The following is a 17655-nucleotide window of genomic DNA, read 5'->3' on the forward strand; positions in this document are numbered from 1 at the left end:
CTTAGACGTCAATCAGAGTGAACGTAAATCATCCACGAGTTGCGTCTTTTCTGCTGTTTTTTCGTCTTTCTGTTTGATCACGCGTGCTGGTGTACCAGCAACTACGCTACCGGCAGGAACGTCTTCTGTGACGACACTGCCCGCTGCGACGACGGCATCTTTTCCGACGCGGACACCTTCTAAGATGACGGCGTTCGCTCCGATCAAGACACCATCTTCAATGATGACCGGTGTTTTTGAAGGTGGTTCAAGGACCCCAGCGACCACTGCACCGGCACCCACATGAACGTTTTTACCAATCGTTCCGCGTGCACCAACGACGGCGTTCATATCAATCATTGTACCATCTCCGATCGATGCACCGATATTAATGATTGCCCCCATCATGATGACCGCATTGTCGCCGATGACGACATGATCACGAATCCATGAACCTGGTTCGATCCGGGCATTCAAATGACGTGTATCGAGCATGGGCACGGCACTGTTGCGACGGTCGTATTCGACGTGCACTTCAGTAATCCGGTCTGCATTCTCTTCTAAGAAAGTTGAAGCAAGTCCTGCATCGGCGAAGAAAATTTTGGATTGATCCGTTCCGAATGCCGTTGCTCCTTCAATCGTCAATCCTGCCAAGTCACCGTTGACGTACAATTTGACGGGCGTTTGTTTTTTCGCATCTTTGATGAATTTCGCAATTTCATAAGCATCAGTTAATAACATGTGAATCCTCCTGTGTGTAGAGCGTCTCCAGTGTATAGAGTCCCGCTGATTTTTGAATGAGTGCTTCTGCCGCTTTGATGGCGCCTGAAGCGAATACTTTTTTGGATAACGCCGTGTGTTTGATTTCGATCAACTCATCGACGCCGGCAAACAACACTTCGTGTTCGCCGAAAATCGTTCCTCCACGCATCGAGTGCATCCCGATTTCGTTTGATTCCCGCTTTTCACGCGTCGACTCACGTTCGTAAACCGGTTGGACATTTCGTAAATCCTGAATGGTCCGGAGCAACAGCTCTGCCGTCCCGCTCGGTGCATCGACTTTTTGATTGTGGTGTTTTTCAAGCAGTTCGATGTCAAATGCTCCGGCAAGCGGAACGAGTGTTTTCAACAACTGTTGCATCATCGCGATTCCAAACGACATGTTATACGATTGGAAAATCGGAATCTGTTTGGAAGCGTCACGAATCGTCTGCAGCTCGGCTTCCGAGAAACCGGTCGTCGCAATGACGAGTGGTGTCTTCGTTCTCATCCCATAATCCAGTAGGTCCGGCAACAAGCTCGGGTGTGAGAAGTCAATGATCGCGTCGACTGATTCCGTCATTTCAGCGAGCGTGCCGTATGAGGGCACACGTTCCGCCGTTTTCGTTTTGTCGATGACGGCAACGACGGCATCCGGTGCCAGTTCATGCACGTAATGTCCGGTCGCTCCGTATCCGTGAATGGCGAGTCTCATCCAACCACTCCTTTATAGCTCCGCATCGTCTCAAGCAGGTGCGTATGTCCCGCTTCCGACTGACGGACGAGCGGCAGACGCGGAGCCCCGACGGCAATCCCGATTTCTTCAAGTGCTGCTTTGACGGGAATCGGATTGACGTCGCTGAACAAGGCGGAAATGACAGGCATCAGATCACTCTGAATCCGGCGTGCCGTGTCGTAGTCGTTTGCAAGCAGCGCTTCTGCCAAGGCTTGCGTCTCAGCCGGATACGGATTCGACAAGACGGAAATCACGCCTTGTGCCCCCCATGCCATGTACGGGAGAATTTGATCGTCGTTGCCGCAGAAAACGGCAAAGTCGTTTGGTAAAGCCGTCATCAGTTCACCCATGAAGCTGACGTCCCCACTCGCTTCTTTGAACGCTTGGATGTTCGGATGCTTCGCAAGCGTCACGGCAGTCTCAACTGAAATCGCTACCCCCGTACGTGACGGGACGTTATACAGCATGATCGGCAGCGAAACCGCATCCGCGACAGCCGTGAAATGCGCCACGAGCCCGGCTTGTGACGTTTTGTTGTAATACGGTGTCACGAGCATCGCTGCATCGGCACCGAGACGTTCCGCCGCTTGTGTCTTTTCAATCGTCTGCGCTGTATTGTTCGTTCCGGTTCCGGCAATGACAGGCACGCGTCCTGCCATCACACGGACCGCCGTTTTCAGTAACGTCTCGAACTCTTCATTCGTCAGCGTCGATCCTTCTCCCGTCGTCCCACCGACGACCAATGCTTGAATGTTTGCCGCGAGTTGCTGTTCAATGAGTTGTTCAAATACGGTTAAATCCAGTTCACCCGTTGACGTGAACGGTGTTGCCAGTGCTGTTCCTGCTCCTTTAAACATGTCGGATTCCTCCCCGTTTCTTAAGAATGGATTGAACTTTCAAGTGCTTGGCGCGCCACTTGAACGGCGTTCGAAGCGGCCCCTTTTCGAATGTTGTCGGCGACACACCAGATGTGGAAGGTGTTCGCAAGACTCTGATCCTGTCGAATCCGTCCGACGTACACGTCATCCGTTCCACTGGCGTCAAGCGGCATCGGATACTGATTTTGACTGACATCATCGACCAGAACGACGCCGGGTGCTTGACGCAATGCTTCGCGGACTGCTTCGACCGTCGTCTCCTGCTCAAACGTCACGTTGATCGCAACGGAATGAGCGTTCGTGACCGGGACGCGGACACATGTCGCACTGACCGGCAACTCCGGTAAGCGGAAGATTTTGCGCGTCTCATCAATCATTTTCTGTTCTTCTTTCGTATACCCATCCGGTAAGAACACATCGATATGCGGCAGGATGTTATCGTGGATCGGGTGCGGATAATTAACCGGTTCTTCGCCGCGACTGCCGCGGGCTAAATCCTCAATTCCTTTTTGACCCGAACCGGAGACCGCTTGATACGTCGTATAGTTGATACGCTGTAAACCAAACTGCTGAAGTGGTGCCAGAGCGACGACGGATTGAATCGTCGAACAGTTCGGATTAGCGATCAATCGATCGTCCGGACCGATTGACTGCGGATTCACTTCCGGTACGACGAGCGGGATATCCGCCTGCATCCGGAAGGCACTCGAGTTGTCGACGACGAGTGTTCCTGCTGCAGCGAGTAACGGGGCATACTGTTCACTGATCGTTCCGCCTGCTGCGAACAGTGCGACATCGATGCCGTCTTCTGTGATTTGCTCCGATAATGCTTGAATCGTAACGTCTTGTCCTTTGAACTGGACGGTTTTCCCGGCAGAACGGGCTGAGGCGTAAGCTGAAATTTGACGAACCGGAAAGTCGAGTTCCGCCAAGACTTGCAACATTTTTTGTCCAACGGCGCCTGTTGCGCCAATGACTGCTACATGATACATATGGTTTCCTCCTTACAGGTCAAATGCATTGGCGATTGCTGCGACGGTCCGTTCGATGTCGGCTTGGGCAATCGTATACGAGATGCTGATTTCTGACGTCGTGACTTGATAAAACGTGATGTTTTCCGCCCGGAATGTCGCAAATAATTTCGAAGCGACGCCTGTTGCGTCACGCATTCCGATTCCAACGACCGATAACTTGGCATGTTGGTTATGACGGTCGACTTTGACGGTCGGGAAACGATTGATGATATCCTGCAGGGCTTCTTCCAAAAACTCTTCTTCGTCGAGCGGACACGAGAACGAGAGGAAGATGTCACTGTCAAACGTCGTCTGACTGATCATATCGATGTTGACGTGACGTCCTGACAACAATTCAAAGATATCTGCGACCGCTGAGTTTGTCTGTGGTACGTGTTTAATCGATACCGTCATGACGTTTTTTGTCACACTGACACTTGTGACCGCTTTTTGTTCCATCGTTTCCGTTGCCTCCATGATCCAAGTCCCTCTTTCCGATTCAAGTGTTTTTCCGACAAAGATGTGTACACCGTATTTTTTACCTAATTCGACACTCCGCATCTCCATGACTTTGGAGCCGAGAGCACTCATTTCCATCATCTCATCATATGAAATGTGCGGAATCGGCTGTGCTGCGGCATGGATCCGTGGATCAGCCGTATAGACGCCATCAACGTCCGTATAGATTTCGCATCGTTTATCGAGAACGGCTGCCAGTGCGACGGCTGTCGTATCCGATCCGCCGCGCCCCAGTGTCGTGACGTCCCCCAGTTCATTGACCCCTTGGAAACCAGCGACGATGATGACATCGTAGGTCTCCAGTTTTTTCCGGAGTAATTCGCCGTCAATTTGTTTGATTTTACTTTTCGTGTGGAGTCCCATCGTACTGATGCCTGCTTGTGCGCCCGTCTGAGACAAGGCTTTTGTCCCGAGTGAGTTCAAGGCGATGCTGAGCAACGAAATCGTCTGTTCTTCACCGATTGCAAGCAGACGGTCCAGTTCGCGCCGTTCCGGTCGATCCGTGATCGCCTGGGCTTGGGCAATCAATGAGTCAGTCATTTTCCCCATCGCCGATACGACGACGACTAATTTTTCTCCTTGATCCGTCCGATTCTTCAAATAATTCGCAATTGACTGAATCTGTTCGACAGTCGCAACCGAACTACCACCAAATTTAAGTACAGTTGTCACAATCCTATCTCCTTTTGTCCCGAAACAGAAAAAAACGACGGGCCGGTAGGAGCGTTCCTACGGCCCGTCGTTATCACGATCGGACAAACGATGACAGTGTCATTCGTTCTTTTACGTAAGATAGCGCTCCGAAACGTGGGTTTCGGCAGTACAACGGATCTTAACCGTTGTACCAGCAACCAAGAAAAAGCATTTTCTTGTTCACTTCGGCGGATTTCCCCTTTCACATCACTTGGCATGCTTGCCTTTGTAAGTGTTGCTACTGATGTCATCCGCGCCTCTATCTGTCGGTTGTTAGTTACAGTTATAGCAAACATTTTTTGTTAAATCCAGTGATTTGCCAAACTTTTTTGATTTTTATGCTTTTTGAAGGGTCTGCTTGGCTTGGGTCAGCTGTTCGCGCACAGCGTTAAAACCTGTTCCGCCATAACTGCCTCGTCTTGCGACGGCTTGAACGGGATCGAGCAATGGATAGACGTCTTCCGTAATGACCGGATGGAATGTCTGATACGTCTCGAGTGTCAAATCCTTCAAGAAACAGCCGGTCTGGACACAATGCAGGACGGCTTTGCCGACGATTTCATGCGCTTCCCGGAAAGGAATACCTTTTGTGACAAGGTAATCGGCCAGTTCCGTTGCATTCGAGAAGTCTTGCATTGTCGCCTTCTTGAGCGCTTCTGTCTTAAACGTAGCGGATTCGAGCATCCCGGTAAAAATCTGAACCGATTGTAAAACCGTATCAGCCGTATCAAAGACGCCTTCCTTATCTTCTTGCATATCTTTATTGTAAGCGAGTGGTAATGCTTTCATCGTCGTTAAGAACCCCATCAAGTTTCCATATACCCGTCCTGTCTTTCCGCGAATCAATTCCGCGAAGTCCGGATTCTTTTTTTGCGGCATCATGCTTGATCCCGTCGAAAACGCATCGGACAGCTCAATGAACGAAAATTCTTGCGACGCCCAGATGATGATTTCTTCACAGAACCGTGACAGATGCATCATGACTGTCGACGCGATGCCAAGGTATTCAATGACGAAGTCCCGGTCCGAGACAGCGTCCAAACTGTTGGGATAGACGTGTTCAAACCCAAGCAACTCGGCTGACTTGAACCGATCGATCGGGAAAGTCGTTCCGGCGAGTGCACCGGCACCAAGCGGTGACATCCGGACCCGTTTTAAGTTGTCCGTCAGTCGCTCGGCATCACGCTCAAACATCCAAAAGTAAGCCAGCAAGTGATGCGCGAGCGAAATCGGTTGGGCACGTTGCAGATGGGTATAGCCGGGCATGACCGTTTCGACGTGTTGATCCGCTTGTTCCGTGATGACGGATTGCAGATTGCGAAGACTCGACAGGAGTTCTAAAACATGCTGCTCCATCCAGAGATGAAGATCAGTTGCGACCTGATCGTTTCGACTGCGCGCTGTGTGCAGTTTGCCGGCGACAGGACCAATCTGTTCCGTCAATAACCGCTCGAGGTTCATATGGATATCCTCATCGGCCAGTGAATAGACATGCTGATCAATCGTCGCTTGCAGATGATTAAGTCCGGCTTCGATTTGTTGCCATTCCGTTTCCTCGAGAATCCCTTGTTCGTATAACATCTGCGCATGGGCCAGGCTGCCTTGTAAATCGACAGCCGCCAATTTTTGATCAAATGAGATCGATGCGCCGAATGCCTCCGCCTGAGCGGAAGCACTTTCCGTAAACCGTCCGCCCCATAGTTTCGTCATTTTTTCACGCCTTCCTGACGATGGACACTCGCATGTGTCGCAATCGCTAGACCATGCAGTTTGATGAATCCTTTTGCCGCTTCGTGATCAAAGGCATCTTCTTTTGTGTAAGTCGCGAGTTTCTCGTCATACAACGAAACAGCCGATTGACGTCCGGTGACGGTTGCATTCCCTTTATAGAGTTTGACACGGACTTCGCCGGTCACATCCTGCTGTGTCGCTGACAAGAAGGCTTTGAGTCCTTTTGTTAACGGAGCATGGAACAATCCGTTGTAAATGGTTTCTGCATATTGTTTGCTTAAAATCGGTTTGAAATGAGCGACATCTTTTGTCAACGTAATCGTTTCGAGTGCTGCATGCGCTTTGAGTAAAACCGTTGCGCCCGGGCATTCATAGACTTCACGTGACTTGATTCCGACAAGACGGTTCTCGACGTGATCAATCCGACCGACTCCGTGCGCCCCTGCAATGATATTCAGTTCTGTGATCAGTTTTGCGAGTGGATATGCTGTTCCGTTGATGGAAACCGGCACGCCCGCTTCAAAGCCGATGATGACTTCTTCTGCTTGATCCGGTGCGTCTTCCGGTGCGACGGTTAAAGCGTACGCATCTTGCGGCGGCTCCGTCCACGGATTCTCAAGGACCCCACATTCATTACTGCGTCCCCATAAGTTCATATCAATTGAATACGGGCTGTCGAGGTTAATCGGAATCGGCACATCGTTTTCTTTTGCGTAGGCAATTTCTTCTTCACGTGACCATTTCCACTCGCGGACCGGTGCAATGACTTCGAGTGACGGATCAAGAGCGGCGACCGAAACTTCAAACCGGACTTGGTCGTTACCTTTTCCGGTACAACCGTGCGCCACCGCTGTTGCACCATGGGCATGTGCGACTTCGACCAGTTTTTCAGCGATCAACGGGCGGGATAGAGCTGAAATCAGTGGATACGCGCCTTCATAATGAGCGCCGTATTGAAGGGCCGGTAAGACAAACTCGTTCGCGAATTCCTCTTTGACATCAAGGACAATGGATTCAACGGCTCCGACAAGCAATGCCTTTTCTTTGATGACCGTCAAATCTTTTCCTTCACCGACATCCATGCATAACGCGACGACATCATAGTCCTTGCTTAACCATTTGATGGCGACTGAAGTATCGAGTCCACCGGAATACGCTAAAATCAATTTTTGTTTTGTCATTACTAATTCCTCCTTGAGATCGACTGTATCTATCTGTATAAAAATTCACTATGGATTATATATATACATAAACTTTTAAAAAAAGAAACCCTTTTTTAGGATTTCTCATAAAATAACCGTTAAATTTTTTTCTCCATCGTCCGGTGCGGAATACCGGCATCATCAAATTCATCCGACACGATTACATATCCGAGACCTTGATAAAACGGAATCGCCTGGACTTGGGCACCGAGTGTCAAAATCGTCCGCCCTTCCCGCCGAGCCACCCGTTCCATCGCCCGCATCAATTCGCCGCCGTATCCTTTCCCCCTTGTCGCAGCAAGCGTCGCGACACGTTCCACCTTCATCCGTTGTTCGTCATAGGGACGCGTCCGTCCCGTTGCAACGGGACGATTCATTTCATCGAGAACGAGAAGATGAATCGCTGTTTCATCGTGCGTGTCATATTCCAAATTACGCGGCACCCCCTGTTCTTCGACGAAAACGCGCTCGCGAATCATCCGGACTGCCTGTTGTTGTTCTGCTGTCTTTACCTGAATTACCGTCATGTATGTAATTCCTCCTTCAATGCTTCGATATAGCCACTTGCATCTTCATACGTCGTAAACAAGGCTTGGGCATTTTTTTCGCTTCCGCCGCCGCGTCCATTAAATTGTTTTAAGTGGGTTTTCGCAAATTTGCCGAGATGGACCAGTCCTGAACTGCACATCAATAATTTTTTAGCGGCCTCATTCCAAATCAACGCTGTCCGTTTTTCCTCTGCCAAGGCTTTCATCATCTTTTCGGAAAATCGGATATTTTCCTGTTCATGGTGCAACACCAAGACGGGGTCTGATGAAGTCAACACCTGTTGCAGAACGCTGGTGACATGTAAATCTTCCGCTTGTCCAATTTGACGGTTCAACCGGAGTTGCTCCTGTTTAAGTTCTTCGACGACGGTATGGACCTGATCCTTTTTCGCGGACAATGCCCGTGCCGTCTCGGTTAAGACCCGTCGTTCAGCCGTCAACAAACGAAAAGCGCGGTCTTTGGCAACATACATCAAACGGACATTCCCCCGGACTTTTTCCTGACCCGTGAATAAAATCAGTTCCAGTTCCGATGTCGATCCGAGATGCGTCCCTCCACAAGCACTATAATCAAGTTCGCCGATCTGGACAACCCGAATCTGTCCTGTCACTTGCGGTGTTTTCCGTAACGGTAATCGGACAGCGTCGGCTTCTGTATATTCCGTTGCTGTAATTGGCAACGCCGCTCGAATGACACTTCGCAAGCGGTCCTCCAGACGGTTTTGAATCGTTTCAGTCCATTCGTTCAACTCAAGATCCAGTGTCGATTCTTCTGATCCGGTACGGAAGCTGACCGTCTTGATTTGAAACTCGTCTTGAAGAATCGCGGAAATGACATGTTGGGCTGTATGCTGGGCGGCATGATCTGTTCGCGTGCCGTCATCGATTGTACCTTGCACTTCGTTTTCAAGGAGTGGTGTTTCAAGTCGATGCCAAACGATTCCCTCTTCAAGTTGCACATCAAGGACCGGGATTCCGTTCAGTGTGCCCCGATCGGCCGGTTGACCGCCGCTTTCCGGATAAAAATAACTTTTCTCAAGCGCAACCCATTGCCCTTGCTGGTCTTTGACATCCGTCACGGTCGTTTCGAACGTCCGGACCTCCGGGTAAATTTGTTCAAGACGCATCCTACGTCCACCTTTCTTCATCTGATTTCGCTTCTATTATGCCACAAATTAACTACAATCGTTTGTCGGCATCCCCTTTTCCTAGTACACTAGATGAAAGACTATCGACCGCGAAGGGACGAAATGCCGTGATTCAGCACATCAATAAAAATTCACCACTTCCAATCTACTACCAAATTGAAGCTGCCTTAAAACAACAAATCGAAAGCGGCTTGTTACAGCCCGGTGATTTGATCCCTTCTGAACGAGAGTTCGCCGAAGCTCATCAAATCAGCCGAATGACGGTGCGTCAAGCGATTTCGAATTTAGTGAATGCCGGCTATCTGATCCGTCAAAAAGGACGGGGTACGTTCGTCGCCAACAAAAAAATCGTCATGCAACTGTCTGGATTAACCAGCTTTTCGGAGGAAATGGAACATCTCGGTCTGGAACCGGCGAGTGAACTCTTGTCCTATCAAATGATTGCTGCTGACATGCCGATTGCCAACAAACTCGGAATTCGTGAAGGGGCTCAGATCTACGAATTAAAGCGGTTACGCATTGCTGATGAACAACCGCTTGCACTTGAAACTGTCTATATTCCGGAACAACTGTTACCCGGCTTGAATCAAGAAGTCGCCATCACTTCCTTGTATGCTTTTGCGGAAGCCAGTGGACTTAACCTTGGGCGGGCCAGTCAGACGTTCGAGTCACGTCTCGCCACAAAAGAAGAGGCACAGCATCTCGGATTGTCGGTCAGCTCTCCTGTGTTGTCCGTCGAACAATTGACGTTTCTTGCGACCAATCAACCGTTTGAGTACGTCATTTCCGCTTACCGGGGCGACCGGTATACGTTTACGGTCGAAATGGAACGGCAACGTGGATGACCTGAATCGTAAAAAAAGACCGTTTTTCCATCAGTTAATGATGGAAAAACGGTCTTTTTTAAATTCATTGAACAGGTTCTTCTACTGTTGTTTCGTCAGTCGATACAGGTGTTTCCGTTTCCTCTTCAAGTGGAGCAACCTCTTGTCCTTGCATCGCTTTGGCTAAATTCGCTTTGACGAGTTCCAACTGATTCGGATCAAGGTGATATTCCCATTTGCCGCTGATGCCGATATATCCTTCTCCGGCAAGCTGGTACTCTGTCGTATCACGTAATGCCGTCGTGAAGTCCGCCAGACGTGTGTAGTCGTTCGGACCAAGGTTCGTTTCGACGTTGTCTCCGACTGCATCCAAAATGTCACGGTACGCACCTAGTGACCGGAAGCTCGCCGCCTCTTTCGCAACGGCTTGAATGACTTGCATCTGTTTTTGACCACGCCCGATGTCCCCGAGCGGATCGTCATGGCGGTTCCGGACATAGGCAAGTGCCTGTTCACCGCTCAGATGTTGCATTCCTTTTTCGACGGTAATCGTCCCAGCTTTTCGCGCTGAATCTTGTTCTTTAAAGGCGTAACGGACATCGATATCTACACCGTCCAAAGCATCGATCAACTGAACGAATCCTTGGAAATTGACTTTGACGACGTGATCGATTTGAATGCCAAGCAGGTTTTCTGTCGTCTCACGTGCTAGCTTGATACCGTTGTAGGAGTTCGATTGATCCATTGAGCCAAAGTAATGGGCATGCGTGATCTTATCCTGCTCGACGCCTGTTTTTCCGTAAGGCACGTCGTATTTCGAGTAGTCGATGTTGACAAGAGAATCCCGCGGAATGCTCGTCAACACAAGCTGTTCGGTCTTTTTATTCAAGACCCCGACAATCATGACATCTGATCGTGCCGGTTCATTCCGTGATTTACTCGCCTTTGTCTCATCCGTTCCTAAAATCAGGAATGACTCCGACGGCACATCGTCGTACTTCGAACTGACATTTGATCCTGGAATGTTAATTTGTGTTCGCGCTAATGTTTCTTGTGTTTTTATAAAAACTGCTCCCGCATAACCGGAACCAATGACAGTGAAGAGTAATAACAAGGCAGCAATCACTTTAAGGAACATCTTCCCAGCGCTCGGTTGCCTTTTTCTTGCTGATCTCGTCTGCATCTTTGAGCCCTCATTTTCATGTAAATTTTCTGTAAAGTTCACTATCCTCCATTATCCGGACTTTTATACAAATGTCAATTTACGATTCGGTTAAGATCAGATCGCAACATTTCTTTGACGTTGAACAAAAGTTACTTCGGTAAACAAAAAAACGTTCCCTGTCGCAAATACCGAAGGCATTGACGAAAGGAACGTTTATCTGACTCATTTCATGAAATTCGTATAGGCTGCCCGCCCTGTCCGCTTGGCTTCCTCTGATAATAAACCGGCTGCTTCTTCATCGAGGACAACCATGACATCCGCATGCCGTTGTAAAATCGTCGCCGGACAATCGACCGTCGCCGGTCCTTCCATCATGTCCCGAACCGCTTCCGCTTTTCGTTCACTGGATGCGACAAGCAAGATTTTCTCCGCTTCCATGATTGTTCCGATTCCCATCGTAATCGCTTCTGTCGGGACATCTTCCAACCGGTCAAAAAACCGCTGATTCGCCATCCGCGTCGATTCCGTTAATTCCGTCACATGTGTTTTCGCGTCAAACGGTGTTCCCGGCTCGTTAAAGGCAATATGACCGTTTGAGCCGATCCCAAGCAGTTGAATATCGATTCCCAACGTCCGGACGAGTTGCTCGTACCTTTCACTTTCCTGATGTGAATCCGCCGTGTTGCCAATCGGCAGATACGATTCCTTGAACGTCACCGTATCAAAGAGATGCTCCTTCATGAACGTATGGTAACTGTGCGGATGGTCCGGACTGAGTCCGACATACTCGTCGAGATTGACGGTCGTCACGTGACGGCAATCCAGTTCGTCTTGACGCCACTCTTCATACACACCAAGTGGTGAACTGCCTGTCGCAAGTCCGATCGTCAAGCCTTCCGGATGTCTCAGAATCTCCTGCTTCATTAACTGGTACGAAACGTTTGCTAGTTCTTCTGCTTTTTTTACAATCATCCATTTCATTCGTTATTCCCCCTCTTGTCCTCTAAATTGATGAATCGTCCCGCGGTGAATCGTCTGTTCCACTTCCAAATCAGGACTTAATACCACAAAATCCGCATCTTTTCCTTGTTCAAGCCGCCCTTTTTGTGTCAGACCAAACTCTTCCGCTTGATTGACCGATGTCATTTGCACGGCTTGTTCCAGTGAACAGCCGGTGAACGCAATGATATTGCGAAGCGCCTGATCCATCGTCAAGACACTTCCTGCTAAATTGCCAGTCGCAAGCCGCGCAGCCCCGTCCTTCACATATACCGCCTGTCCGCCTAATTCATACTCTCCGTCCGCTAAACCTTTTGCCCGCATCGCATCGGTGATGACCGTCAATCGTTCCGGACCTTTCATCCGGTAAGCGAATTCGACCATCTCTTTTGAACTGTGGATGCCGTCCGGAATAATCTCGGCGAACACCGTCCGCTCCAACAGACAGTACCCGACCGTCCCCGGTTCACGATGATGCAAGGCCCGCATCTGATTGTAAAGATGTGTTCCGTGCGTTACCGCACCAGAACGATTTTGTTCAAACGTCGCGTCTGTATGACCGGCAGAAGGAATCGCCCCTGTCTCTCGGACGGCCGCTTCAAATGCCCGTGCGCCCGGTCGTTCCGGTGCATACGTGACCAGTTTAATCTGATTCCCGGAAGCCTGTTGCCAGTTCAGGAACTGTTCGACGCTCGGTTCGACGATGTGTTCCAAAGGCTGTGCACCGGCATAATCCGGATTGATGAACGGTCCTTCGAGATGGATTCCCTCGACCGTCGTTTGGCGAGAAGCTATGACCTCCTCCGCGACTTCCAAGGCTTTCGTAATCTGGTCCCAGTCTTGGGTGATCGTCGTCGCAAAAAAGGAAGTGACACCTTCCGCAAGCATCGCTTCACTGAAACGGATCAATCCGTCCCGGCTCGCATCCATCGTGTCGACATCGTATCCGCCATGGACATGAATATCAATCATTCCCGGTATCAACCGTTTTCCTTTTAAATCGATGACTGTCTCTTCACGTGGAATGTACTCCGTCATCTCACCGATTTCTTCGATGACATGATCGAATCGGATGTAGCCGTCGTGAATGATCGTCTGACCTGTATAAATTTCTGCATGAATGATACTTGTCATGTTTTCGCTCCCTTTCGGTTCATGATTCCGGCCGTCAATGTTTCTTCTTCCTCAGTATAACGCGATTGATTCTAGTTGTATAGACCTTTATACATTTAACCGTGAATAGAAAAATGAAGCTGATTCAAAAAAGAATCACTCGTCTTTTCACGCCCTTTCCTCAGGCGAGACACAAGCCCATTTTCCTGCCTCATTCAAGCAGGAAAGCGGATCTTGTTTGTCTCTGACAGCGCAAAATGCGCTTTTGCCTGTAGGAGTTGCGTGTAACGAGTAATTCTTTTTTACGAGATAAGGGTGGCAGATTATCATTCTGCCACCCTTACCTTTGGAGAGACTGACTTTTGAGTCAGTCCTATTTTGTATAGCGACTGCCTCGGAAGCAATCCTTCTTGAGTCGTTACGGCAATAAAATCCGATCTTTTTTCTTCGAGATGAGACGTGTTACTTTCAGGATCGCCATCGTCAAAGATTGGCGTTTCCGGTAAGCGAGATAACGTCCTTCCCACTTCGGATCATATTTTTCTTTGTACCGTCTTAAGCCGGTGAAACTGTACATATACCGGATGTTATTAAAGACGTCTGCTGCAACCCGCTCCTGCCAAAAGGACGTCTCGTCCTCTCCGACTGACGATAACGGTGCCATCCCCATATTGAACGTATGGTAGCCGTTGTCTTTCGCATAATCGAACAAGCGGATGAACATCGCGTCCATGATACCGTTTGGTCCGTCCGGACGAAAACGCATCAAATCAATCGACAAAACACCTTCTTGGTAAGCAGGCATGAAAGTCATGAAACCAAGCATCTGTCCCTCTGCATCCCGCATCACACCAATCGGCGCTTGGTTCAGATAGGTTTCCTTAAAATAACCTAGCGAAAATCCTTTTTCAGACTTTCCACCTAACCACTCATCCGAGACATCACGCAATTGGTGCAGGAACTCTTCTGTAAAGGGAGGCGAAATAACATCAAACGTCATTTCCTCCCGCTCAAAACGATTTTTAATCGAGCGCAATCCGGCCCGCTTTTTCCCTGAGACCGTGAAGCTTGTAATATCAACGATCGCTTCTTCACCCAGTTTAAAGAAGTTGAAGCCAAAATCGTGATACAACGACATATTTTGCGCTTGAATCTGATAGATATTCGGGATGTAGCCCAAGTCTTCAACCCGGCGTAAAAAGCAGGCAATCAGTTGTGAATGTTCTTCCGGATCACCGCTCGGATCACCGAGCATCATGATTCGATTGCCCGTCTGACTGAACTGGATGAACGAACGATTGGATTCCGAGAAGAAAAATCGTTTGTCCCCTAAAAAAGCCAGATGACTTAAGTAGTTCCCCCCTTGCTCTGCCAAAACCTGCCGCACTTTTTGTTCATCTAACTTTTCTCCCAATACCGGTTGATTAAATGTATTGAACAAACGGATGAACACAAGCGTGTAGACCAGGGCAAAGATCGAGGCACTCGCCGCGAACATAAAGATTTCATGTGCCGGGTAGACTTTTGTTCCATCTGCAGAACCGAGTGTATAAAAGGCGTATCCAAAAAAGATGAAGCCGCCGATGTATAAAAATCCGGCAATTGCTGAACGAATCAGCCGTGTCGTCGTGATCAAGGTCCGTTCCCGTTGAAACGCGTTCCGCGACATCATCACCAGGATGAGAACAATCAAGACGATGGACAACGAAATCAGATTAAATCCACGGAGAGCCATCCCGATGAGGGCAAAGACCGATGCGCCATATACCATATACAACGAACGTTTTGTCCGCCGGTATAAGGAGGGCGCGAGTAACACATACAGAAGACCGCCCATTAAAAAGAAACTGTTGGCAAGCAATAATAACTCATGCGGCAGACGGGCCTCCAGGTATTCGTATTGAGTGGAGTTAGGCGGTAAAATCGCCAATCCCCAAATCGTAATTCCGGCCAGTAACGTAATCAAGGCGAGCGTAAAGTGCCGCACCTTGCTTAAAAAGCGTAATTGAAGCCGCCAGATGACTCCTCCGACTTCAACGGACGGTCCAACAATCGGTTTGTCTTCAATCATTTTGACGACCGGACCACTGAATTCACGTGCCGAGAAAATCACACCAATCACAAACGGAATCAAGTAATAGACCAGTCGATAAATCAACAGTCCCGTCAAGACGATTCCTTCTTCGACGCCGGCGCGTTGCATTCCGATCAAAAAGACCAAGTCGAACGAACCAAATCCACCGGGAACCATCGAAATCAATCCAGCTGTCGCTGCGATGATGAAGACGCCGATGACTTTTGAAAAGCTGACATCCGTTCCGAGCGCCGCCAAGATGAAGTAGACAACGACTCCGGCACTGAACCATTCCGCGAGTGACACTAACGAATACAGGGCAATCGAAGACGGACGGATGCTGCTGCTCCCCCGTCGGAACGTAAACAGCAGATAAACCGGGAAGAAAAAGGCCACACCGATAATGACCGGCCATAACCATTTTTTCAGATCCAGCACTTCAAATGCCGGGAAAATGTTCAGCAACGACAAAGCAGACAAGATGGATAATCCACTGATTAATGTCGGTGCCATCCATCCGATTGCTTTCAGCAACCGCGTCCCTTCGACAAAGGGACGATACAGCGCTGAACGAACACCAATCCCCGCCAGTCCCCCGAAACCGATGATGCCGTTAAACGAATTGGCGATCCACGACGCCCGAAATATCAATCCAAGCGGCACTTTAACTTGGAGCGAGCGTAATAAGAACACATCATAAAAGAACATCGTCGCGACAGCTGCCAATCCCGCGAGAATCAATAAAATAAATTCCCAAGACGGAATTTGCTGAATCGCCCGAATCGATTCTTTCAACGACAAACTTTTTAATTCGTTTTGTCCCTGATAGAAAATGAAAGCAATCAAGACGATCGGCAAAATGACTTTCGCAATCGTGATGATGCGTTGTTTGTTGATTTTCATTCTGCAACCTCCTTCGATTTTCTGACGAGATGCATTAAGCGGAGTAACAGAAGACCGGCGCCAACGGCAAGTCCGATGATCAGTCCCCACCAATACCCGTCTGGTCCAAGCGCTGTAAAACGCTCAAAGTAGAATCCAAGCGGCAAGCCGATGACCCAGTAAGCGGTGATCGTCAAAATGAAGGTGACATTAACGTCTTTGAAGCCGCGCAACGCTCCTTGGGTCGGAGCGGCGATCGCATCCGATAACTGAAAGAAAATCGCGAGGATCATGAAGTGGGCAGCCATTTTGATGACAGCCGGATCATTACTGTATAAGGCCGCAATCTGTTCGTTTTGAACGTAGAGCAATGCGCCTGAAAATAAAGAGACGGCGAGACACAGCAACAAGCCGATCCAGACATATTGCACGGCATCCTTGACTCGTCTTGCCCCTACCTCAAATCCAACCGTGATCGTCAATGCCGAAGCGGCAGAGAGCGGAATCATATAGACGAAGGAAGCGAAGTTGATTGCAGCTTGATAGGCCCCGATGACGACATCGCCGTAGGCGCCGAGCAGCAACGTGACAGCTGAAAAGATACTGACTTCTGAAAAAATCGCCAATCCAATTGGTGCACCGAGTAAAACCAATTCTTTAATCCGCTTGAGATCCGGTTTATAGAAACGCCGGAGAATCCCGAGGCGCTGGAACAGTTCTCCTTTTAAGACGACGCCGATGACCGCGAGACATAAAATCCAGTACGTGATGGCCGTCGCCACTCCGGCACCGATTCCGCCCAGCTCAGGAAAACCAAACTTTCCAAAGATGAACAGATAATTGAAAGCGACATTAATGGGTAAAGAGAATAATAATAACGTCATCGTGATGTTTGATTTCCCTAACGAATCAATCAGGGTACGCAGGACAAAAAAGACAAACATCGGAATGATACCAAAACCTAACATGATGAGATAGACACGAGCCACGTGGCGCGCGGTATCGGATAACTCCATCTGATTTAAAATCGGGTTGACGAGTAAAAATCCAAGGACAACCGTCAGCAGAATGATGACGACCGACACATACAGAGCCTGGATGACGATTCGTTTGACTTCCCGTTCCTTCCGGGCACCCATCGCCTGGGAGACAAGCGGCGCAACAGCCAATAAAATACCGGTCAATCCGGTATAAACAGGCGCCCACAAACTGGCTCCGACGCCGACACCCGCCAAATCAGCTGATCCGTAACGACCCGCCATGACAGTATCAAAAAAACTAATTAAGTAAAACGCTACCTGTGTGACCAGAATCGGAAAGAAGATTTTCATGAATTGCTGAATCTTTCCGGATAGCGTAGTTGTCTCTAACATTGTTCCACCACATTCCAGG

15 protein-coding genes and 1 riboswitch are annotated in these 17655 nt (G+C 49.1%); of the genes, 1 reads left to right on the plus strand and 14 read right to left on the minus strand.

The window, feature by feature from the left end:
* Positions 1–12: 12 nt before the first annotated feature.
* From dapD to P397_RS0114555, 9 genes are all read right to left on the minus strand, one after another.
* A complete protein-coding gene (gene dapD, locus P397_RS0114515; protein WP_026833934.1) occupies positions 13–720 on the minus strand; it encodes a 2,3,4,5-tetrahydropyridine-2,6-dicarboxylate N-acetyltransferase in 708 nt (235 codons plus the stop codon).
* Positions 707–1453, minus strand: coding sequence for a 4-hydroxy-tetrahydrodipicolinate reductase (gene dapB / locus P397_RS0114520; RefSeq protein ID WP_028106968.1), 747 nt, complete (start codon positions 1451–1453; stop codon positions 707–709). The genes dapD and dapB overlap by 14 nt, the downstream gene beginning before the upstream one ends.
* Positions 1450–2331 carry a 4-hydroxy-tetrahydrodipicolinate synthase gene (gene dapA, locus P397_RS0114525; RefSeq protein WP_028106969.1) on the minus strand — a complete coding sequence of 294 codons (882 nt, stop codon included), beginning with the start codon at positions 2329–2331 and terminating at the stop codon, positions 1450–1452. The genes dapB and dapA overlap by 4 nt, the downstream gene beginning before the upstream one ends.
* A gap of 20 nt (positions 2332–2351) precedes the next feature.
* Positions 2352–3344 carry an aspartate-semialdehyde dehydrogenase gene (locus P397_RS0114530; RefSeq protein ID WP_028106970.1) on the minus strand — a complete coding sequence of 331 codons (993 nt, stop codon included), beginning with the start codon at positions 3342–3344 and terminating at the stop codon, positions 2352–2354.
* Positions 3345–3356: 12 nt separating this feature from the next.
* Positions 3357–4556 (minus strand): aspartate kinase, encoded by a 1200-nt coding sequence (locus P397_RS0114535; protein WP_026833938.1) that lies wholly within the window; start codon positions 4554–4556, stop codon positions 3357–3359.
* Between the two features lie 113 nt (positions 4557–4669).
* Positions 4670–4847: riboswitch (Lysine riboswitch) on the minus strand.
* A gap of 66 nt (positions 4848–4913) precedes the next feature.
* A complete protein-coding gene (gene argH / locus P397_RS0114540) occupies positions 4914–6287 on the minus strand; it encodes an argininosuccinate lyase (RefSeq protein ID WP_028106971.1) in 1374 nt (457 codons plus the stop codon).
* Positions 6284–7489, minus strand: coding sequence for an argininosuccinate synthase (locus P397_RS0114545; protein WP_028106972.1), 1206 nt, complete (start codon positions 7487–7489; stop codon positions 6284–6286). Before P397_RS0114545 ends, argH begins: the two co-directional genes overlap by 4 nt.
* A 119-nt stretch (positions 7490–7608) precedes the next feature.
* Positions 7609–8037: a GNAT family N-acetyltransferase gene (locus P397_RS0114550; RefSeq protein ID WP_028106973.1), complete on the minus strand. Its 429-nt coding sequence runs from the start codon at positions 8035–8037 to the stop codon at positions 7609–7611.
* Positions 8034–9185: an alanyl-tRNA editing protein gene (locus tag P397_RS0114555; protein ID WP_028106974.1), complete on the minus strand. Its 1152-nt coding sequence runs from the start codon at positions 9183–9185 to the stop codon at positions 8034–8036. Before P397_RS0114555 ends, P397_RS0114550 begins: the two co-directional genes overlap by 4 nt.
* A 128-nt stretch (positions 9186–9313) precedes the next feature.
* Between P397_RS0114555 and phnF the strand changes: the two genes are divergently transcribed.
* Positions 9314–10051 (plus strand): phosphonate metabolism transcriptional regulator PhnF, encoded by a 738-nt coding sequence (gene phnF / locus P397_RS0114560; RefSeq protein WP_028106975.1) that lies wholly within the window; start codon positions 9314–9316, stop codon positions 10049–10051.
* 64 nt (positions 10052–10115) lie between these two features.
* Here phnF and P397_RS0114565 read toward each other — a convergent pair whose 3' ends face one another.
* From P397_RS0114565 to P397_RS0114585, 5 genes are all read right to left on the minus strand, one after another.
* Positions 10116–11213 carry an LCP family protein gene (locus tag P397_RS0114565; protein ID WP_035387679.1) on the minus strand — a complete coding sequence of 366 codons (1098 nt, stop codon included), beginning with the start codon at positions 11211–11213 and terminating at the stop codon, positions 10116–10118.
* Positions 11214–11417: 204 nt separating this feature from the next.
* Complete coding sequence (gene nagB, locus P397_RS0114570) at positions 11418–12176, minus strand: glucosamine-6-phosphate deaminase (RefSeq protein WP_028106976.1); 759 nt, start codon at positions 12174–12176, stop codon at positions 11418–11420.
* Positions 12177–12179: 3 nt separating this feature from the next.
* Positions 12180–13328 (minus strand): N-acetylglucosamine-6-phosphate deacetylase, encoded by a 1149-nt coding sequence (gene nagA / locus P397_RS0114575; RefSeq protein WP_028106977.1) that lies wholly within the window; start codon positions 13326–13328, stop codon positions 12180–12182.
* Positions 13329–13725: 397 nt separating this feature from the next.
* Positions 13726–16284 (minus strand): bifunctional lysylphosphatidylglycerol flippase/synthetase MprF, encoded by a 2559-nt coding sequence (gene mprF, locus P397_RS0114580; RefSeq protein ID WP_028106978.1) that lies wholly within the window; start codon positions 16282–16284, stop codon positions 13726–13728.
* Entirely contained in the window at positions 16281–17636 is a 1356-nt protein-coding gene (locus P397_RS0114585; RefSeq protein ID WP_026833948.1) for an MATE family efflux transporter, read from the minus strand. The genes mprF and P397_RS0114585 overlap by 4 nt, the downstream gene beginning before the upstream one ends.
* Positions 17637–17655: the final 19 nt, after the last annotated feature.

This window comes from Exiguobacterium undae DSM 14481, from assembly GCF_000620805.1.
GTDB lineage: Bacteria > Bacillota > Bacilli > Exiguobacteriales > Exiguobacteriaceae > Exiguobacterium_A > Exiguobacterium_A undae.

Excerpts from the sequence above, each read along its gene's own strand:
- dapD (WP_026833934.1), bottom strand. The coding sequence starts at position 720 with ATGTTATTAACTGATGCTTATGAAATTGCGAAATTCATCAAAGATGCG.
- mprF (WP_028106978.1), bottom strand. The coding sequence starts at position 16,284 with ATGAAAATCAACAAACAACGCATCATCACGATTGCGAAAGTCATTTTG.
- nagA (WP_028106977.1), bottom strand. The coding sequence starts at position 13,328 with ATGACAAGTATCATTCATGCAGAAATTTATACAGGTCAGACGATCATT.
- dapB (WP_028106968.1), bottom strand. The coding sequence starts at position 1,453 with ATGAGACTCGCCATTCACGGATACGGAGCGACCGGACATTACGTGCAT.
- P397_RS0114530 (WP_028106970.1), bottom strand. The coding sequence starts at position 3,344 with ATGTATCATGTAGCAGTCATTGGCGCAACAGGCGCCGTTGGACAAAAA.
- P397_RS0114550 (WP_028106973.1), bottom strand. The coding sequence starts at position 8,037 with ATGACGGTAATTCAGGTAAAGACAGCAGAACAACAACAGGCAGTCCGG.
- argH (WP_028106971.1), bottom strand. The coding sequence starts at position 6,287 with ATGACGAAACTATGGGGCGGACGGTTTACGGAAAGTGCTTCCGCTCAG.
- P397_RS0114545 (WP_028106972.1), bottom strand. The coding sequence starts at position 7,489 with ATGACAAAACAAAAATTGATTTTAGCGTATTCCGGTGGACTCGATACT.
- nagB (WP_028106976.1), bottom strand. The coding sequence starts at position 12,176 with ATGAAATGGATGATTGTAAAAAAAGCAGAAGAACTAGCAAACGTTTCG.
- P397_RS0114555 (WP_028106974.1), bottom strand. The coding sequence starts at position 9,185 with ATGCGTCTTGAACAAATTTACCCGGAGGTCCGGACGTTCGAAACGACC.
- P397_RS0114585 (WP_026833948.1), bottom strand. The coding sequence starts at position 17,636 with ATGTTAGAGACAACTACGCTATCCGGAAAGATTCAGCAATTCATGAAA.
- P397_RS0114565 (WP_035387679.1), bottom strand. The coding sequence starts at position 11,213 with ATGCAGACGAGATCAGCAAGAAAAAGGCAACCGAGCGCTGGGAAGATG.
- dapA (WP_028106969.1), bottom strand. The coding sequence starts at position 2,331 with ATGTTTAAAGGAGCAGGAACAGCACTGGCAACACCGTTCACGTCAACG.